Genomic DNA, 17,813 nt, shown 5'->3' with positions numbered 1-17,813 from the left:
TGGGCCTGGCGGACTCGTCGATTTCTGCGCCGCCTTCATCGAGTGGCCGGGAGTGCCCCGGTGATGATGACAGCGGCTCGTGCATTCTTTTGCCGCTCCGGTGAGAGCGGCGACCTGACGAGGAGAGCACAGAATGGCCGGTACCCTCACTTCCGCGGAACTGCCTGAATCCGGCCAGCGGCGCATCGAGGGCTTCGATCCCGCCACCGACAAGCTCGATCTCGGCGGCAATTCGGTGCACGCCTATATCGTCGTCGACACGCCGGAAGGCGTCGCCTTCATGGACCCGTGGAGCGGCAAGCAGACGCTGATCGTCGGCGTCTCGCTCGGCCAGCTCACCGTCGACAGCTTCGTGCCTGTCGAGAACGACCATCTGCGGCAGGATCTCAGCGGTGCGCTGGCCTGGGAGCACGGCATCGCCCGCGCGCCGCACACGGTCTATGCCCGCTCGCACGAGGTCGGCCAGATCGACCGGGTCGCCTTCGATGCCGACACCGATGTGGTCGACTTCCGCTATTACGGCACGCGCGAGCAGATCTACATGGTGGATGGCGCTGAGGGCGTGATCATCGGCAACTACACCACCGGGCAGACGCTGATCCTGCTCGACACCACCGTGGCCGAGCTGTCCGTGGAGAATTTCCTGTTCCATTCCGCGCAAGTGCGGGAGGACCGGCTCTTCCTGCAGCTCGGCTTCGACTCGGTGCCGGATTCGCAGGTGATCGGCCGGGCCGACATTCCCACTGTCGGCAGCGATGTGTGGCCGACCGCCGCCGGCCCCGGCACGCCGCCGAGCGGCGTCACCGGCACCACCTATCTGATCGACTGGGACTACGGCACCAAGGCCGTGCTCGACTTCGATCCGGCGGTGGACCGGCTGGATTTCAAGTATTTCCGCCCCGCCGAGTTCACCGTGGCGGAGGTGAACGGCTCCACGGTCATCACCATTGTCGGGCAGAACCAGACCTACACGCTGGCGGGCGTTACGCTGGCGGAACTCGACTACAACAACATCGTCGCGGTGGAGGATGCCACCTACCAGAAATGGCGTGGCCTGATCGAGGCGGCGGATGCCGGGGACGACACGCCGACGCTGCGGGTGGCGGATGCCCAGATCACCGAAGGCCAGAGCGGCACGAGCGTGATGAGCTTCACCGTTACGCTTTCCAAGGCGGCGGCGGGGGTGGTCAGCGTCGATTATTCCACGCTCAACGGCACGGCGCTGGCGGGTTCCGACTACCAGGCCGCCCTCGGCCGGCTGACCTTCCAGCCCGGCGAGACCAGCAAAACGGTGCAGGTCAATGTGATCGGCGACGCGACGTTCGAGCTGAATGAGGCGTTCGATCTCGTCCTGTCCTCGCCGTCAGGCGCGACGCTGGCGGATGAGCGGGCGACCGGCACCCTCGTCAATGACGACGTGGAGGCGCCGAACGTGCCGCCGGCCCTTTCCATCGCCGATCTCTCCGTCGCCGAGGGCGACGGGGCGCATGTGCATTTCATGTTCATGGTGACGCTCGACAAGGCCTCCACCAGCCCGGTGAGCGTGCAGTACCGCACCGGCAACGGCACGGCGCTGGCCGGCACGGATTATGAGGCGACCACCGGCACGCTCACCTTTGCGCCCGGCGAGACCGCCAAGCAGATCCATGTCGACGTGATCGGCGACACGGTGGCGGAAGCCGATGAGCGGTTCACCGTGACCCTGCTCACCCCGACGGGGGCCACCATCGCCGATGGCGAGGCGACCGGAACGCTGCTGAATGACGATGCCGCCGCGCCGGCGCCTTCCGGCGACAGCCTCGCCTTCGCGGTGTCGAGCAATTGGGGTGCCGGCTTCACCGGCGCGATGACGCTGAAGCCGGTCGCCACGCTGAATGGCTGGACGGTGGAATTCGACGCCTCTTTCGACATCTCCAACATCTGGAACGCCGAGATCGTCAGCCATGTCGGCGACCATTATGTGGTGCGCAACGCCAGCTGGAACGGCAAGGTGGCGGCGGGCGGCACGGTGAGCTTCGGCTTCCAGGCCTCGCCCGGCGGGGCGGCCATTGTGGCGGAGGATTTCGTCGTCAATGGCAGCCCGGCGGGCGGCGGGACGAACCCGGTGCCTGTGCTGCCGACGCTGGCCGTCGCCGATGCGAGCGTGGCCGAGGGCAATGACGGCACCGCCTATCTCTCCTTCACCGTCACCCTCTCCAAGGCCGCGACCAGCGCCGTGAGCGTCGCCTATGCCAGCGCCAATGGCACGGCGGTGGCGGGGCAGGACTATCAGGCGGTGTCCGGCACGTTGACCTTCGCGGCGGGGGAGACCTCCAAGGTCATCCGCGTGCCGGTGACGGGCGACACGGCGGTGGAGGCGAACGAGGCGCTGAGCCTCACGCTCTCCAGCCCCTCCGGCGCCACGCTGGCGGACGGAACCGCGACCGGCACCATCCTCAATGACGACATAGCGCCGGTTATGCCGACGCTGGCCATCGCCGATGCGAGCGTGAGCGAGGGCAATGACGGCACCGCCTATCTCTCTTTCACCGTCACCCTCTCCAAGGCCGCGACCAGCGCGGTGAGCGTCGCCTATGCCAGCGCCAGTGGCACGGCGGTGGCGGGGCAGGACTATCAGGCGGTGTCCGGCACGCTGACCTTTGCCGCCGGCGAGACCTCCAAGGTCATCCGCGTGCCGGTGACGGGCGACACGGTGGTCGAGGGCAACGAGGCGCTGAGCCTCACGCTCTCCAACCCCTCCGGCGCGACGCTGGCGGATGGGAGCGCGACCGGCACCATCCTCAATGACGATGTGGCGCCGCCGCCCACCCTCTCCGTGTCCGGCACAACCGTGGCGGAGGGCGATGCTGGCGGCGGCGGCGTGGCGGAGGGCTGGTTCTCCACCTCCGGCAACCAGATCGTCGATTCCGCCGGCAATGCGGTGAAGATCGCCGGGGTGAACTGGTTCGGCTTCGAATCCACCAATGCCTCGCCGCATGGCGTCTGGACCCGGCCCTATACCGACATGATGGACCAGATGAAGGAGCTGGGCTTCAACACCATCCGCCTGCCCTTCGCCAGCGCCACCCTGCACGCCAGCAGCGCCAGCGGCATCGACTACAACCAGAACCCGGATCTGAAGGGGCTGACGCCGCTGGAGATCATGGACAAGATCGTCGCCTATGCCGAGGAGATCGGGCTCAAGATCATTCTCGACCATCACCGCTCCTCCTTCGGCGCCGGCACCTCCGAGAACGGGCTCTGGTACGACGGCACGTTTACCGAGGCGGCGTGGATCGACGACTGGCAGATGCTGGCGGAACGCTATGCCGACAGCACCGCCGTCATCGGCGCCGACCTGCACAATGAGCCGCATGCCGGCAGCTGGGGCGGCGGCGGGGCGAACGACTGGGCGGCGGCGGCCGAACGGGCCGGCAACGCCATTGGCGAGGTCAACCCGAACTGGCTGATCTTCGTCGAGGGCGTCGCCGCCTATGAGGGCGACAATTACTGGTGGGGCGGCAATCTCCAGGGCGTGCGCGACCGGCCGATCGAGCTCGATGTACCCAACAAGCTGGTCTATTCGGCGCATGACTACGGCAATTCGGTCTATGAGCAGCCCTGGTTCAGCGATCCGGACTTCGCCGCGCAGCTGCCGGAAAAATTCGACGAGATGTGGGGCTATATCTACCGCGAGAACATCGCCCCCGTGCTGATCGGCGAGTTCGGCACCAAGCTGCAGGACCCGAAGGACGCGCCCTGGCTGGAGGCGCTGACCTCCTACATGGCCGGCGATTTCGACAATGACGGCACGCTCGACATCCCCGCCGGGCAGGAAGGCATCAGCTGGACCTATTGGTCGTGGAACCCCAATTCCACCGATACCGGCGGCATTCTCGCCGATGACTGGCGCACGGTGAACACCGCCAAGCTCGCCTATCTCGAACCCATCCAGTTCGATCTTGAGGATGATGGCGGCAGCGGCGCGGGCACCACTGCCGTGTTCACCATCACCCTCTCGGCGGCGGCGACGCAGGCGGTGACAGTCAGCTACCAGACGCTGGCCGGCAGCGCCGGTGCCGACGACTTCACGGCCGCCAGCGGCACGCTGAGCTTCGCGCCGGGCGAGACCAGCAAGACGGTGCGGATCGCCATAACCGGCGACAGCCTCACTGAGGCCAATGAGAGCTTCACGCTCCTGCTGCGCGACGCGCAGGGGGCGGTGATCGGCATCGGCCAGGCGAGCGCTGTCATCGAGGACGACGACGTGGCGGCGCCCGCTCTGCCGTCCTTCAGCATCAGCGATGCGACGGCGGCGGAGGGCAGCGCCGGCGCGCCCGGCATGCTCACCTTCACCATCAGCCTGTCGCAGGCGGCCGAGGGGCCGGTGAGCGTGCGCTACGCCACGGCCAATGGCGCGGCAGTGGCGGGGCAGGACTATCAGGCGGTGTCCGGCACGCTTACCTTCGCGGCGGGCGAGACCAGCAAGACGGTCACGGTCGCCGTCCTCGGCGATGGCGTGCTGGAGGGCAACGAGACGTTCAACCTCGTGCTCTCCAGCCCCATCGGCGCCACGCTGGCCGATGGCACGGGACGCGGCACGATCGAGAATGACGATGCCGCCCCGCCGGCCGGGGGCGACATGGTCGCCTTCTCCGTCGCCAGCAACTGGGGCAGCGGCTTCACCGGCGCGATGACGCTGAAGCCCGAGGCGGCGGTGAACGGCTGGACGGTCGAATTCGATGCGCCGTTCGACATCAGCAACATCTGGAACGCCCAGATCGTCAGCCATGTCGGCGACCATTATGTGGTGCGCAACGCCTCCTGGAACGGCAAGGTGGCGGCGGGGGGCGAGGTGAGCTTCGGCTTCCAGGCCTCACCGGGCGGCGCCAGCGTGGCGGTGGAGGATTTCATCGTCAACGGAAAGGCGGTGGGCGAGGCCGAGGCCCAGGCGCTGCGCCTTGCCGCCGCGTCGCTCAGCGACGACGTGATCGACGCCTCGATCGCGCTGGTGGAGGCGCGCGCCTTCGACTTCACCGCCGAGGTGACGCTGCACACTGACAGCGCCGCGCTGGAGGGCTGGACGCTGGAAATCGCCACGCCCTACGAGATCGCCGCCATCGAGGGCGCGGAGATCGTCGCGCGGGATGAGGACGGCTATGTCGTGCACGGCCTTGCCGCCACCGGGGCGGTGGATGCGGGCGCCGATATCCGCTTCCAGCTCGTCGGCCAGGGCACGTTCGACAGCGCGCAGTTCGATTTCCTGATCTGAAGCATTTTCGAGCGAAGTGGTTCCGGTTCGCGTGAAGAAAATGCGTAGAAACAACAACCTAGAGCACATCCGGTGAACTCGCTTTCACCGGATGTGCTCTAAATCAGGGGGCGTCACGGCCACTTCACCACCGGCGGCATGGAGGAGAGGATCGAATCCACATTGCCGCCGGTCTTCAGGCCGAACAGCGTGCCGCGGTCATAAAGCAGGTTGAACTCGACATAGCGGCCGCGGCGGATCAGCTGTTCCTCGCGCGCCGCCTCGTCCCACGGCGTTGCCATGTTGGCGCGCACGAGGCGGGGGTAGACGTCGAGAAAGGCGAGGCCGACCGCCTTGGTGAAGTGGAAATCGGCGTTCCAGTCGCCCGACTCCAGCCAGTCGTAGAAAATGCCGCCGATCCCCCGCATTTCCTTGCGGTGCGGGAGGTAGAAATATTCGTCGCACCACTCTTTGTAGCGGGGATAGTCGATATGCGGGCGGCCCTCGCAGGCGCCGCGCATCGCGGCGTGGAAGGCGAGCGAATCCGGGTCGTCCTGGGTGCGGCGGGCGTCCAGCACCGGGGTCAGGTCCGCCCCGCCGCCGAACCACGCCTTGGTGGTGACGACGAAGCGGGTGTTCATGTGCACCGCCGGCACATGCGGGTTCGCCATATGGGCGATGAGCGAGATGCCGGTGGCGTGGAAGCGCGGGTCTTCCTCGGCGCCGGGAATCTGCTTGCGGAATTCCGGCGCGAACTCGCCATGCACGGTGGAGCAGTGCACGCCCACCTTCTCGAACAGCCGCCCGCGCATCAGCGACATCACGCCGCCGCCGCCCGGCGCGCCGGAATGGTCGGTGCGCACCCACGGCGTACGCTCGAACCGGCCGGGCGCGCCGGGATAGAGCGAATCGGGCGCCTCGTCCTCCAGCCGCTCGAAGGCGGCGCAGATGCGGTCGCGCAGCTCCTCGAACCAGGCGCGGGCGGCGGCCTGGCGGCTCAGCGTGTCGGCGGCGATGTCGATGGCCATGGCGGCTTCTCCTGCACGGGGCGCAGGGCGCTTCTAGCCGCTTGCGGACCGGCCCGGAAGGGCGGGGCTACAGCATCGTGCCCGACACGGAGCCGATGGCGGCGGTGGCGGCCATGGCCAGCGCGCCCCAGAAGGTGACGCGCAGCGCCGCCTTGACCGGGTCCGCCCCGCCCGCCTTCGCCCCGGCCACGCCGAGAAGTGCGAGGAAGGCCAGCGCGGCGGCGGAAACCGTCAGCGGCAGCCCGGAAAGCGGCATAAGCAGCGCGGTGGCGAGCGGCAGTGCCGCGCCGGCGGCGAAGCTGGCGGCGGAGGCGAGCGCCGCCTGCACCGGCCGGGCGGCGGTGATCTCGTTCATGCCGAGTTCGTCGCGGGCATGGGCGCCGAGCGCGTCCTTCGCCATCAGCTGGCGGGCGACCTCGCCGGCCAGAACGGGGTCGAGGCCGCGCCCGACATAGATCTGCCGCAGCTCCTCCTGCTCGCCGGCGGGGTCGGTGGCGAGCTCGGCGGTCTCGCGGGCGAGGTCGGCGCGCTCGGTGTCGGCTTGCGAGGAGACCGAAACATATTCGCCCGCCGCCATCGACATGGCGCCCGCCACCAGCCCGGCAATGCCGGCGAGCAGCACGGCGTCGCGCTCGGCATTGGCGGCGGCGACGCCGACGATGAGGCTGGCGGTGGACAGGATGCCGTCATTGGCGCCGAGCACGGCGGCGCGCAGCCAGCCGGCGCGGTCTACATAGTGGTTTTCGTCATGGCGCGAGCGCATCGTGTTCTCCCCGGTCAAGGCGCGGGACACTGCGCTGGAACCGTTACAATCTCATGATACCGCCGCGCGGCGTGCGGGCGAGAGCGTAGTTCCACACAGCAAGCGACACAAAGGTGCCGCATCGGCGGCGCAAAAGGCGGGCCATGTTCGCGCGCATCTTTGCCTTCTTTGAAAAATTCGTCGATCCGTTCCATCCCGCGCCCGTCGGGCAGCCGCCGGAGGGGCTGATCGCGTTCTATTGGCACTTCGTGCGCCAGACCGGCTGGGTCTATGTGGCGGCGCTGGCGGCCGCCTTCCTCGTCGCCGTCATCGAGGTCTCGCTGTTCCGCTATATCGGCCAGATCGTCGATCTGGTGCAGGCCTCCAACCCGCAGACGATTTTCTCCGACCATGGCGGGCTGCTGCTGTGGATGGCGTTTGTGGTGGTGGTGGCGCGACCCATCGCCAACCTGCTGCACGATTTGCTGGTGCGCCAGACGATCACCGCCAATGTCGGGCCGATGATCCGCTGGCAATCCTATCGCTGGGTCATTCGCCAGAGCGTCGGCTTCTTCAACAACGACTTCGCCGGGCGCATCGCCACGCGGGTGCTGCAGGCCGGCCCGGCTGTGCGCGGCTCGGTGGTCGAGGTGATCGACGCGCTCTGGTATGCCGGCATCTATGCGGTCAGCGCGGTGCTGCTGTTCGCCGAAGCCGACTGGCGGCTCGCCATGCCGATGGTGGGGTGGATCGCCTTCTACGTGCTGGCGCTGGTGGTGTTCGTGCCGAAGATCCGCCACCTCTCCAAGCGCACCGCCGAGAGCAATTCGGCGCTCACCGGGCGGGTGGTGGACAGCTACACCAACATCCTCACCGTGAAGCTGTTCGCTCATTCCGACCGCGAGGACCGCTATGTCCGCGCGGCGCTGGCGCGCAACATCGACGACAACAGCCGCCAGCAGCGCCACATTTCGCGCATGGCGTTCACGGTGAGCGTGCTGAACAGCCTGATGCTCGGCGGCATTGGCGGGCTCGGCATCTGGCTGTGGTCGGTGGGGGCGATCAATCTCGGCGCCATCGCGCTCTCCACCGGCCTGTCGATCCGCATCGTCAACATGTCCGGCTGGATCATGTGGGTGGTCACTGGCGTGTTCGAGAATGTCGGCACGGTGCAGGAGGCGATCACCACGCTCTCGCGCCCGCGCGAGGTGGCGGACGCGCCGCGCGCCCCGGCGCTGGACGTGCGCGCCGGCGAGATCCGCTTCGACCATGTCTCGTTCCATTACGGCAAGGGCGGGGGCGTGATCGACGACCTCTCGCTCACCATCCGCCCGGGCGAGCGGGTGGGTCTGGTCGGCCCCTCGGGCGCCGGCAAGTCGACGCTGATGAGCCTGCTGCTGCGCTTCTACGATGCGGAATCCGGCCGGGTGCTGATCGACGGGCAGGATGTGCGCGGCGTGACGCAGGATTCGCTGCACGCGCAGATCGGCGTGGTGACGCAGGACACCTCGCTGATGCACCGCTCGGTGCGCGACAACATCGCCTATGGCCGCCCGGACGCCAGCGAGGAGGACATTCGCACCGCCGCCCAGCGCGCGCATACGGATGGCTTCATCGACACGCTGAGCGACCCGCAGGGGCGGGTGGGGCTAGATGCCCATGTCGGTGAGCGCGGGGTGAAGCTCTCCGGCGGCCAGCGCCAGCGCATCGCCATTGCGCGCGTGCTGCTGAAGGACGCGCCGATCCTCATCCTCGACGAGGCCACCTCGGCGCTCGATTCGGAGGTGGAGGCGGCGATCCAGGCCAATCTCGACGAGCTGATGACCGGCAAGACGGTGATCGCCATCGCCCACCGCCTCTCTACCATCGCCCGCATGGACCGGCTGGTGGTGATGGAACACGGCCGCATCGTCGAGACCGGCACCCATGCCGAGCTGGTCGCCCGAGGCGGCCTCTACGCCCGGCTCTGGCACCGCCAGTCCGGCGGTTTCATCGACGCGGACGAGGTGGACGCGGCGGCGGAGTGAGGGGTGGGCCGTGCCTATGGCCCCCTCATCCCCGGGCCGGACCCGGGGACCCAGACTTTTCCGCCTTCGCGCCCGCTGATTGTGAAGCGCCCGAGCCCGGCCACGGGGTGCCTGGGTCAAGCCCGGGCATGAGGGAAGAAAGGCGAGCGTGCCAAGCGAAGCCCGCGTGAGTCACGCGCTCTCGCCGCCGGCCTCGTCGGACGAGGAGATGGACAGGATTTCGAGACTGCGGCCGCCGAACTCGACCACGTCGCCGACGACCTTGCCCATCAGCGCGATGGCGACGGGAGAGCCATGCGAAACGGTCGCCTGAGAGGGGTCGGCCTCGTCCTCGCCGACAATGCGGTAGGTCTGCACGCGGCCATCCTCGCGCTCGAAGCGGACGGTGTGGCCGAACGCGACCACGTCGTCCGACGGTGGCGGCAGCGACACCCGCGCCGTCTCGACGCGCTGGGAAAAATAACGGATGTCGCGCAGGGGAATCGCCGACTGCCGCCGCCTCTCATTGACATCTTCCAGAGCATTCGCGACCGCCAGCGCCTGCTGGGCGCGTGCCAATTCCTCCTGCAGCCTCTGCAGGCCGACCGTGGTGACGAAATTGGTTCGACCGGAGATCGGACGCGGCGGCAGAATCGTTTCCGACGCCGCCTCGGCACTTTCTTCCTTCGCAAACGCCACGCTCACTTTTCCGGGCTCCTGTCAGGTCTCTTCAGATGTCGAAGCCACAGCTAGCACTGCGCGGGGCTGGCGGGCCATGGCCCGCGCAGGCTGTGGATGTTCCCCGAGCGGCAAGCCCCGGGGGTGAGGGCGATTTAATGTGAAATCCCCACAAATCCCACGGTCTGCCGCAGCGCCTCGCCGAGAATCATCGCCCCCGCCAGCGCCACGTTGAGCGAGCGGGCGCCTGGCACGAGCGGGATGACGATTCGCGCATCGGCGGCGGTGTGCACCGCCTCCGGCACCCCCGCGCTCTCGCGGCCGAGCAGCAGCACATCGTCGGGCAAATAGGCGAGGGCGGTATAGGCCACCGCGCCGCGAGTCGTGCACAGGACAAGGCGCCGCCGCTCCTGCGCGCGCCACGCCTCGAAGGCGTCGAAGCTGGCATGGCGGGTGATTGCGGCGCGGTCGAGATAGTCCATTCCCGCCCGCCGGAAGCCGGCATCGCCCACAGGAAAGCCGGCCGGCTCGATGATGTGCAGCGACAGACCGAAGCAGGCGCTGGTGCGCGCCAGCGTGCCGGCATTCTGGGCGATATCGGGCTGGTAGAGCGCCAGTGCCAGCGTCATGCGGTGTCCTTCCTCGATCGGCGCCATGCCGGGCGCGGCGCCTTCCCTAGCGACAGACGCCCCCTCCGGGAAGGACGCGGGCGCCGGCAGGCGCTCCGCCGCCGGGGGCAGGACGGGTTGCCGCACTGCCTTCATCTGGACAAGGAGCGGCCCGGATGCAATTAGAGGCAATCGAAGGTAGGGTCGACCGCGTGCCACGCGGACGCCTGCCCGTTTCGCGCGAGCGCTCGACGCCGCGCCGGGACGGTCTGGCCGAGGCAGCGGTGACGGGTTCGAGGGGAAAGGAAACCATCGTGGCAGCAACTGAGACGGCGGGTACCACGCGCCGCGACTTTCTCTACATCGCCACCGGCGCCATGGGCGCGGTCGGCGCCGCCGCACTCGTGTGGCCCTTCGTCTCCCAGCTCCAGCCCGACGCCTCGGTCCTCGCCATGTCCACCACCGAGGTGGACCTGACGTCGATCGCCGAGGGCCAGATGGTCACGGTGAAGTGGCGCGGCAAGCCGGTCTTCGTGTGGAACCGCACGGAGAAGGACATTGCCGAGGCGAAGGAGACCCAGCTCTCCGCGCTGCTCGACCCGATCGCCCGCAACGCCAACCTGGCGGCGGACGCCCCGGCGACCGACGAGAACCGGGCCGGCGAAGGACATGAGAAGTGGCTGGTGGTCATCGGCATCTGCACGCATCTGGGCTGCGTGCCGATCGGCCATTCGGGCGAATATGATGGCTGGTTCTGCCCCTGCCATGGTTCGGAATACGACACGGCCGGGCGGGTCCGTCGCGGGCCGGCGCCGACCAACCTCGACATTCCGCCCTATCAGTTCGTGTCCGACACGAAGATCTCCATCGGCTGAGCCGGCGTTCAGGGATATTCACAGATGAGCGGACACTCCACGTTCGAGCCGAAGCACCCGGCGCTCAAGTGGTTCGAGAGCCGGCTTCCGCTGGTTGGCCTGATCCATTCCTCCTTCGTCGCCTATCCGACGCCGCGCAACCTGAACTACTGGTGGACCTTCGGCGGCATCCTGTCGCTGATGCTGGTCTGCCAGATCGTCTCGGGCGTGGTGCTGGCGATGCACTACACGCCGCACATCACGCTGGCGTTCGATTCCGTCGAGCACATCATGCGCGATGTCAGCTATGGCTGGCTGATCCGCTACATCCACGCGAACGGCGCCTCGATGTTCTTCATCGCGGTCTACATCCACATGTTCCGCGGCCTCTATTACGGGTCCTACAAGGCCCCGCGCGAGGTGCTGTGGATCCTCGGCTGCATCATCTACCTCCTGATGATGGCCACCGCCTTCATGGGCTATGTGCTGCCGTGGGGCCAGATGAGCTTCTGGGGCGCCACCGTCATCACCAACCTGTTCTCGGCCTTCCCGGTCGTCGGCCCGACCATCGTCGAATGGCTGTGGGGCGGCTTCTCGGTCGATAACGCGACGCTCAACCGCTTCTTCTCGCTGCACTACCTGCTGCCCTTCATGATCGCGGGCGTCGTCGTCCTGCACGTCTGGGCGCTGCATGTGGTGGGCCAGAACAACCCGACCGGCGTCGAGCCGAAGAGCCCGAAGGACACCGTGCCGTTCACGCCCTACGCGACCATCAAGGACGGGTTCGGCATGGTGTGCTTCCTGATCTTCTTCGCGTGGTTCCTGTTCTACATCCCGAACTATCTCGGCCACGCCGACAACTACATCCCGGCCAACCCGCTGGTGACGCCGGCGCATATCGTGCCCGAATGGTACTACCTGCCGTTCTACGCCATGCTGCGCGCGGTGCCGGACAAACTCGGCGGCGTGCTCACCATGTTCGGCGCGATCATCGTGCTGTTCTTCGTGCCGTGGCTGGATACGTCGAAGGTGCGCTCGGGCGTCTACCGTCCGCTGTTCAAGCAGTTCTTCTGGATCTGGGTGGTGGTGTGCATCGGCCTCGGCTGGCTCGGCTCCAAGCCGGCAGAAGGCGGCTATGTCATCGCCGGCCGCATCCTGACGATCTACTACTTCGCCCATTTCCTGATCATCCTTCCGCTGCTCGGCCTGTTCGAGAAGCCGAAGGCGGTCCCGGCCTCGATCACGGAAGCCGTTCTGGGCAAGAACAAGGGCGCGGCACCGGCCTCGGCAGGCGTCTCGGCGCCGCAGACCAAGGGTTGAGCGGATCATCATGAGCACCACCATGTCCTTCCGTTCCAGCCTTCTCCGTCCGCTCGCCGTCGCCGCGCTGGCGTTCGGCCTTGCCGCCCCGGCGCTCGCCGCCGACGGGCACGGCACGCCGAAGCCCCCGCGCGAGGAGTGGAGCTTCGCCGGCCCGTTCGGCACGTTCGACCAGGCGCAGGTCCAGCGCGGCTTCCAGGTGTTCAAGGAAGTCTGCGCCTCCTGCCACGCCGCCCACCTGTTCTCGTTCCGCAACCTCGCCCAGCCGGGCGGGCCCTCCTTCAGCGAGGCGCAGGCCAAGGCGGTGGCGGAGAGCTACCAGGTGCAGGACGGGCCGAACGATGCGGGCGACATGTTCGACCGCCCCGGCCGGCTGTCCGACCGCTGGCCCTCGCCCTTCCCGAACGAGCAGGCGGCGCGCGCCTCCAATGGTGGCGCCTATCCGCCCGACTTCTCGACGCTGGCCAAGGCGCGCACCTATGAGGTCGGCTTCCCCGGCTTCCTGATCGACATCTTCACCCAGTACCAGGAGAATGGCGTGGACTATATCCACGCGCTGCTGGTGGGCTATGAGGAGCCGCCGGAAGGGTTCGCCCTGCCGGAAGGCGCGCATTACAACAAGTACTTCCCCGGCCACGCGATCAAGATGCCGCAGCCGCTCTCGGACGGGCAGGTGACCTACACCGACGGCACGCCCGAGACGCTCGACCAGTATTCGCGCGACGTGACCGCGTTCATGATGTGGATGGCCGAGCCGCATCTCGAAGCCCGCAAGCGCATCGGCTTCCAGGTGATGATCTTCCTCATCATCTTCGCCGGCCTGCTCTACTTCACCAAGAAGAAGGTGTGGAAGAGCGTCGGCCACTGAGCCGCCGCTTCTCCTGCCGGCATGAATAAGCGAAGGGCCCCTGACGGGGCCCTTTTGCGTTGGGGGCTGCCCTTCGACCCCACACGCCCTCATCCCCGGGCTTGACCCGGGGACCCAGGGTTTGCGCCGTCCCCGCCATTCATCGCCGGGCGCGCACCCTGCGCCGGCAGAGGACAGGCTGGGTGCCCGGGGCACGCCCGGGCATCAGGGAGGGGCATCGTTCGGCGCGCGATCCCGGCTCTTCGGCTTCGCCTCCGGCCGGGATGACCGCTGGGCCAATGCCCCTCACGCCTCCAACCTTTCCACAAAGACGCAGTTGGTGAATTCCAGCACCAGTTCGCCGGCGGCATCGGTGGCGGTCTCGCGGGTGAAGACGAGGCCCCATTCCGGGCGGCTGGCGCTGGGCTTCTTCGCCGTCACCTCGCTGAAAAAGGCGAGCGTGTCGCCGGGGCGCACCGGGCGCAGCCAGCGCAGGTCCTTGAAGCCGGGGGAGGGGCCGAGGCGCGGCACCGGCTTGCCCTCGCGGCGCAGCGCCTCGTGCTGGCGGCTGCAGGCCTGCGCCCGCAGCCGGGCCGAAATCGCCACCGCCTGCCAGCCCGAGGCGACCAGCCCGCCGAAATGGGTGCGCGCGCCGGCCGCCGCGTCGAGATGAAAGGGCTGCGGGTCGAAGGCGCGGGCGAAGGCGATGATCTCGGCGTCATTGAAGTGGTGCGAGCCAAGCCGCGTGAGCGCGCCGATCTCGATATCCTCAAAGAACAGCATGGGTCCTCTCAGGCCGGCCGGAAGCCGGGATTGCGCCGGCCGAACAGGATTGTGCCGACAAGGTCGGTCCTCACCTCGCCGGCGGTGTCGAGGAGTTCAAAGCGGAATTTCACCAGCCCCATTTCCGGCCGGCTTTTGGACGAGCGGGTTTCCAGCACATGGCGGCGCAGGCTCAGCACCGTGCCGGGATGGACCGGCTTGAGGAAGCGCACCTCCTCCAGCCCCGGCGAGCCGAGGCAATCGCTGCCGATGAGGAAGCCGTCGGCAGCGAGGCGCATGAAGATGCAGCACAAATGCCAGCCGGAGGCGGAAAGCCCGCCGAGCCGCGTCGCCTCGGCGGCGGCATCGTCGAGGTGGATCGGCTGGGGGTCATAGTCGCGGGCGAAGGCGACGATTTCCTCGCGCCCGACCACATAGCGCCCGCAGGTCGCGACATGGCCTTCATGGAAGTCTTCCCAGAACAGCATCGCGCCCCCCGTCAGGCGCGCCCCCAGCGGGCCGCGCGCCTCTTCCGGGTCCGATCACAGGCGACGATGCCCGCGAGGTCAAGAGCGGCGTTTGACGGGCGAAGGCGGCCGGGTCATCAACGCGCGCGGCGGCAGCTGTCGCTCACAGTTCCATCAGCACGACCGCGATCGGATCGCCGCCGATGCCGTGGGAAAAAGTGCCGGTGCCGACCGTGCGGAAGCCGTGGCGGCGGTAGAAGCCCTCGGCGTTGACGGTGGCCTCGACCTTGATCGGGCCGGCATGCCCCGCGCGCGCCTGACCGATGCCGATCTCCAGCAGCCGCGCGCCGAGGCCCGCGCCGGCAGCGTCTGGAACGAGGAACAGCCGCGTCACCTCGCCGGGTTCGGCGTCGACGAAGCCGACGATGAGGCCCTCGCATTCGGCGACGGTCACACCGCCCTTGGCGATCAGCCCCTCATAGGTGGCGGGGGTGCGGGCGCCCATCCAGCCCTCGATCTGCGCCGGGGAATAGGCGCCCGTGGCGAGGCCGGCGACGGAGAGCCGCGTGACCTCGAACAGGCGGGCGCCGTCGCCGGCGCGGGCGGGCCGCAGCACGAATCTCTCTGCGCCGCTCATGTCGGGGCCCCGTCCGGTGTCGCTCAGGTGTTGAAGCGGAAATGCAGCACGTCGCCATCGGCGACGACATATTCCTTGCCCTCCAGCCGCAGCCGGCCGGCATCGCGGGCGCCGGCCTCGCCATTGCCCTTGACGTAGTCGTCGAAGGCGATGGTTTCGGAACGGATGAAGCCCTTTTCGAAATCCGAATGGATCACGCCGGCCGCGCCGGGGGCCTTGGTGCCCGCCGTGATGGTCCAGGCGCGGGCTTCCTTCGGGCCGACGGTGAAATAGGTCACGAGCTTCAGGAGCTCGTAGCCGGTGCGGATGATGCGGTTGAGGCCGGGCTCCTCAAGGTCGATGGCTTCGAGATAGTCCTTCTGCTCGTCCGCCGGCAGCACGGCGATCTCGCTCTCGATCTTGGCCGAGACGACCACCGCCTTGGCGCCTTCCTTCTTGGCGAGCGCGAACACCTCGGCGGAGAGGGCGTTGCCCGCCTTGGCCGAGGCTTCCTCGACATTGCAGACATAGAGCACGGGCTTGGAGGAGAGCAGGCCGAGCATGCGGAAGGCCTTTTCCTCCTCGGGCTTCACCTCGACGAGGCGCGCGGGCTTGCCTTCGCGCAGCAGCACGAGGGCGCGGGTCATCAGGTCGAGCAGTTCCTTGGCGTCCTTGTCGCCGCCCTTGGCCTTCTTCTCCAGCGCGCCGGCGCGCTTCTCAAGGCTTTCGAGATCGGCCAGCATCAACTCGGTCTCGATGGTCTCAATGTCGGAGATCGGCGCCAGCTTGCCCTCGACATGGGTGACGTCGGAATCCTCGAAGCAGCGCACCACATGGGCGATGGCGTCGCATTCGCGGATATTGGCGAGGAACTGGTTGCCGAGGCCCTCGCCCTTCGAGGCGCCGCGCACCAGGCCGGCAATGTCGACGAAGGTGAGGCGGGTGGGGATGATCTGCTGCGAGCCGGCGATCTTGGCCAGCGTCTCCAGCCGCGGATCAGGCACCGCCACATCGCCGACATTCGGCTCGATGGTGCAGAACGGGTAGTTCGCCGCCTGCGCCGCCGCCGTCTGCGTCAGCGCGTTGAAAAGGGTCGACTTGCCGACGTTGGGCAGGCCGACAATGCCGCATTTGAAGCCCATGATGCGATGCTCGATCGAGAGGAACGGTTGCCGCCGTGGTTAGGCAGAATGGCGGGCGAGTGCAAGTGATGGCGCGCTGTCAGCAGGTCAGCCGGGCTTCTTGCCGGGCTTGTCAGGCGGCCCGAAGCCACGCGCTTCGAGAAACAGGTGCATCCGGTTCTGGAACTCGTCCAGCCGGTGGGTGGCGAGCAGGCCGGCGAGATCGGCGCAGCCTTCGCACACCGCCTCCACCCAGTCGCGCTCGGCCTTGGCGAAGTCGCTCAGCACATAATGGTGCACCAGCGCCTTGTCGCCGGGATGGCCGATGCCGAGGCGGATGCGGGCATAGTCATTGCCGCAATGGGCGGTGATGGAGCGCAGGCCATTATGCCCGGCATTGCCGCCGCCGACCTTGTAGCGGATCTTGGCCGGCGGCAGGTCGAGCTCGTCATGGAAGGCGAACACGTCGCGCAACTCGATCTTGTAGAAGCGCTGGGCTTCCGCCACCGCGCGGCCGCTCTCGTTCATGAAGGTCTCGGGCAGCAGCGCGAGCACCTTCTGGCCGTCGATCTCGCCTTCGCAGGCGGCGCCCTGGAAGCGCCGGCGCCACGGCGAGAAACGATGCCGGCGGGCGATGGCATCCACCGCCATGAAGCCGATATTGTGCCGGTTGCCGGCATATTTCGAGCCGGGATTGCCGAGCCCGGTGAACAGCAGCACCGTGTGCCTCCTGCAGTTCGTGCCATGCCCCGAAACGACAAGAGCCGGAAGCGGGCTTCCGGCTCTCCTCGCGGGATGGTCGGGCGGCGCCGCGCAGGGCCGCCCGATCAGCCGTATCAGCCGTTCAGGCGCATCAGGCCTTGGCGGCGTCGGCGGCGGCGGCCGCAGCTTCGTCTTCCTCGGCTTCCTTGAGGCCCGACGGGGCCGCAATGGTGGCGAGCGTGTCGTCGCCATGGCCGGCCCAGGTCACGCCTGCCGGCAGCTTGATCGCCGAGAGGTGGATGGAATCGCCGAAGGCGTAGTCGGCGATATCGACCTCGATGGCGGTCGGGATGGCGTCGGCCGGCACGTTCAGCGCCACGGTGTGGCTGACGATGTTGAGCGAGCCGCCTTCCTTGATCGCCGGCGCGGTGTCGGCGTTGAGGAAGTGCACCGGCACGTCGACGGCGAGGGTGGCGCCAACGGCGACGCGCAGGAAATCGATGTGCAGCGGGAAGTCCTTGACCACGTCGAGCTGGTAGTCGCGCGGGATCACCCGGTGCTTCTGGCCGTCAACCTCGACGTTGAACAGCGTGGTCAGGAAGTGACCGGCATAGATGATCTTGTTGATCTCGACATGGTCGAGCGTGATGCCGACGGGGGCCTTGCCGTCGCCGTAGATCACGGCGGGTACGCGACCGGCGCGGCGTTCAGCACGAGCGGCCCCCTTGCCGACCTTCGTGCGGGCCTGCGCCTTCAGTTCCTTGATGGCGGTCATGGTTGTCCTCAATGGTTGCAAATGGACAAGGCCGCTCGCGCGGCCCGTTCCTTCAGG

At 67.8% G+C, this 17,813-nt stretch carries 15 protein-coding genes; 5 read left to right on the top strand and 10 right to left on the bottom strand.

Translation table 11 applies throughout. The features are described from left to right. Positions 1 to 133 precede the first annotated feature (133 nt). Positions 134 to 5,251, top strand: coding sequence for a Calx-beta domain-containing protein (locus tag A3M1_RS24850; protein WP_018387158.1), 5,118 nt, complete (start codon positions 134 to 136; stop codon positions 5,249 to 5,251). A 113-nt stretch (positions 5,252 to 5,364) separates the two neighbouring features. On the opposite strand, the gene hemF is transcribed toward A3M1_RS24850, so the two are convergent. After that, positions 5,365 to 6,258: an oxygen-dependent coproporphyrinogen oxidase gene (gene hemF, locus A3M1_RS0101375; RefSeq protein ID WP_018387157.1), complete on the bottom strand. Its 894-nt coding sequence runs from the start codon at positions 6,256 to 6,258 to the stop codon at positions 5,365 to 5,367. 67 nt (positions 6,259 to 6,325) lie between these two features. Next, positions 6,326 to 7,021 (bottom strand): VIT family protein, encoded by a 696-nt coding sequence (locus tag A3M1_RS0101370; RefSeq protein ID WP_018387156.1) that lies wholly within the window; start codon positions 7,019 to 7,021, stop codon positions 6,326 to 6,328. Between the two features lie 143 nt (positions 7,022 to 7,164). Here A3M1_RS0101370 and A3M1_RS0101365 point away from each other — a divergent pair, with 143 nt between their 5' ends. After that, positions 7,165 to 9,027 (top strand): ABC transporter ATP-binding protein, encoded by a 1,863-nt coding sequence (locus A3M1_RS0101365; RefSeq protein WP_018387155.1) that lies wholly within the window; start codon positions 7,165 to 7,167, stop codon positions 9,025 to 9,027. Between the two features lie 171 nt (positions 9,028 to 9,198). Here the strand turns inward: A3M1_RS0101365 and greA are convergent, their stop codons facing one another. Beyond that, positions 9,199 to 9,711, bottom strand: coding sequence for a transcription elongation factor GreA (greA, locus tag A3M1_RS0101360; protein ID WP_018963922.1), 513 nt, complete (start codon positions 9,709 to 9,711; stop codon positions 9,199 to 9,201). Positions 9,712 to 9,839: 128 nt separating this feature from the next. Then, positions 9,840 to 10,340, bottom strand: a complete 501-nt coding sequence (locus A3M1_RS0101355) for a tRNA (cytidine(34)-2'-O)-methyltransferase (RefSeq protein ID WP_018387153.1) — start codon at positions 10,338 to 10,340, stop codon at positions 9,840 to 9,842. A 266-nt stretch (positions 10,341 to 10,606) separates the two neighbouring features. Between A3M1_RS0101355 and petA the strand changes: the two genes are divergently transcribed. The 3 genes from petA to A3M1_RS0101340 are packed head-to-tail and all read left to right on the top strand — an operon-like array spanning position 10,607 to position 13,334. Further along, complete coding sequence (gene petA / locus A3M1_RS0101350; protein ID WP_018387152.1) at positions 10,607 to 11,167, top strand: ubiquinol-cytochrome c reductase iron-sulfur subunit; 561 nt, start codon at positions 10,607 to 10,609, stop codon at positions 11,165 to 11,167. Positions 11,168 to 11,191: 24 nt separating this feature from the next. After that, positions 11,192 to 12,466: a cytochrome b/b6 gene (locus A3M1_RS0101345; RefSeq protein WP_018387151.1), complete on the top strand. Its 1,275-nt coding sequence runs from the start codon at positions 11,192 to 11,194 to the stop codon at positions 12,464 to 12,466. 10 nt (positions 12,467 to 12,476) lie between these two features. After that, a complete protein-coding gene (locus A3M1_RS0101340) occupies positions 12,477 to 13,334 on the top strand; it encodes a cytochrome c1 (RefSeq protein WP_018387150.1) in 858 nt (285 codons plus the stop codon). Between the two features lie 285 nt (positions 13,335 to 13,619). Here A3M1_RS0101340 and A3M1_RS0101335 read toward each other — a convergent pair whose 3' ends face one another. The 6 genes from A3M1_RS0101335 to A3M1_RS0101310 all read right to left on the bottom strand — a co-directional run bounded on the left by A3M1_RS0101335 (position 13,620) and on the right by A3M1_RS0101310 (position 17,756). Then, positions 13,620 to 14,096, bottom strand: a complete 477-nt coding sequence (locus A3M1_RS0101335) for a MaoC family dehydratase (protein ID WP_018387149.1) — start codon at positions 14,094 to 14,096, stop codon at positions 13,620 to 13,622. Between the two features lie 8 nt (positions 14,097 to 14,104). Further along, positions 14,105 to 14,563 (bottom strand): MaoC family dehydratase, encoded by a 459-nt coding sequence (locus A3M1_RS0101330; protein WP_018387148.1) that lies wholly within the window; start codon positions 14,561 to 14,563, stop codon positions 14,105 to 14,107. 142 nt (positions 14,564 to 14,705) lie between these two features. After that, positions 14,706 to 15,179, bottom strand: a complete 474-nt coding sequence (locus tag A3M1_RS0101325; RefSeq protein ID WP_018387147.1) for a GNAT family N-acetyltransferase — start codon at positions 15,177 to 15,179, stop codon at positions 14,706 to 14,708. 23 nt (positions 15,180 to 15,202) lie between these two features. Further along, the gene (ychF, locus tag A3M1_RS0101320) at positions 15,203 to 16,300 is read right to left on the bottom strand and encodes a redox-regulated ATPase YchF (RefSeq protein WP_018387146.1); all 1,098 of its coding nucleotides are present in this window, start codon (positions 16,298 to 16,300) and stop codon (positions 15,203 to 15,205) included. A gap of 87 nt (positions 16,301 to 16,387) precedes the next feature. Beyond that, positions 16,388 to 16,999 (bottom strand): aminoacyl-tRNA hydrolase, encoded by a 612-nt coding sequence (gene pth / locus A3M1_RS0101315; RefSeq protein WP_018387145.1) that lies wholly within the window; start codon positions 16,997 to 16,999, stop codon positions 16,388 to 16,390. A gap of 133 nt (positions 17,000 to 17,132) precedes the next feature. After that, entirely contained in the window at positions 17,133 to 17,756 is a 624-nt protein-coding gene (locus A3M1_RS0101310) for a 50S ribosomal protein L25/general stress protein Ctc (RefSeq protein ID WP_018387144.1), read from the bottom strand. Positions 17,757 to 17,813: the final 57 nt, after the last annotated feature.

Source organism: Ancylobacter sp. FA202, from assembly GCF_000380205.1.
In the GTDB taxonomy this organism is placed as follows: Bacteria; Pseudomonadota; Alphaproteobacteria; order Rhizobiales; family Xanthobacteraceae; genus Ancylobacter.
The sequence above is the reverse complement of the archived record's forward strand: the minus strand, read 5'-3'. Positions and strand labels throughout refer to the sequence as shown.

What these genes read in the sequence shown, in the direction of transcription:
- A3M1_RS24850 (WP_018387158.1), top strand. Translation starts at nt 134, where the DNA reads ATGGCCGGTACCCTCACTTCCGCGGAACTGCCTGAATCCGGCCAGCGG.
- A3M1_RS0101340 (WP_018387150.1), top strand. Translation starts at nt 12,477, where the DNA reads ATGAGCACCACCATGTCCTTCCGTTCCAGCCTTCTCCGTCCGCTCGCC.
- A3M1_RS0101325 (WP_018387147.1), bottom strand. Translation starts at nt 15,179, where the DNA reads ATGAGCGGCGCAGAGAGATTCGTGCTGCGGCCCGCCCGCGCCGGCGAC.
- A3M1_RS0101370 (WP_018387156.1), bottom strand. Translation starts at nt 7,021, where the DNA reads ATGCGCTCGCGCCATGACGAAAACCACTATGTAGACCGCGCCGGCTGG.
- A3M1_RS0101355 (WP_018387153.1), bottom strand. Translation starts at nt 10,340, where the DNA reads ATGGCGCCGATCGAGGAAGGACACCGCATGACGCTGGCACTGGCGCTC.
- A3M1_RS0101365 (WP_018387155.1), top strand. Translation starts at nt 7,165, where the DNA reads ATGTTCGCGCGCATCTTTGCCTTCTTTGAAAAATTCGTCGATCCGTTC.
- A3M1_RS0101345 (WP_018387151.1), top strand. Translation starts at nt 11,192, where the DNA reads ATGAGCGGACACTCCACGTTCGAGCCGAAGCACCCGGCGCTCAAGTGG.
- A3M1_RS0101335 (WP_018387149.1), bottom strand. Translation starts at nt 14,096, where the DNA reads ATGCTGTTCTTTGAGGATATCGAGATCGGCGCGCTCACGCGGCTTGGC.
- ychF (WP_018387146.1), bottom strand. Translation starts at nt 16,300, where the DNA reads ATGGGCTTCAAATGCGGCATTGTCGGCCTGCCCAACGTCGGCAAGTCG.
- hemF (WP_018387157.1), bottom strand. Translation starts at nt 6,258, where the DNA reads ATGGCCATCGACATCGCCGCCGACACGCTGAGCCGCCAGGCCGCCGCC.
- A3M1_RS0101330 (WP_018387148.1), bottom strand. Translation starts at nt 14,563, where the DNA reads ATGCTGTTCTGGGAAGACTTCCATGAAGGCCATGTCGCGACCTGCGGG.
- A3M1_RS0101310 (WP_018387144.1), bottom strand. Translation starts at nt 17,756, where the DNA reads ATGACCGCCATCAAGGAACTGAAGGCGCAGGCCCGCACGAAGGTCGGC.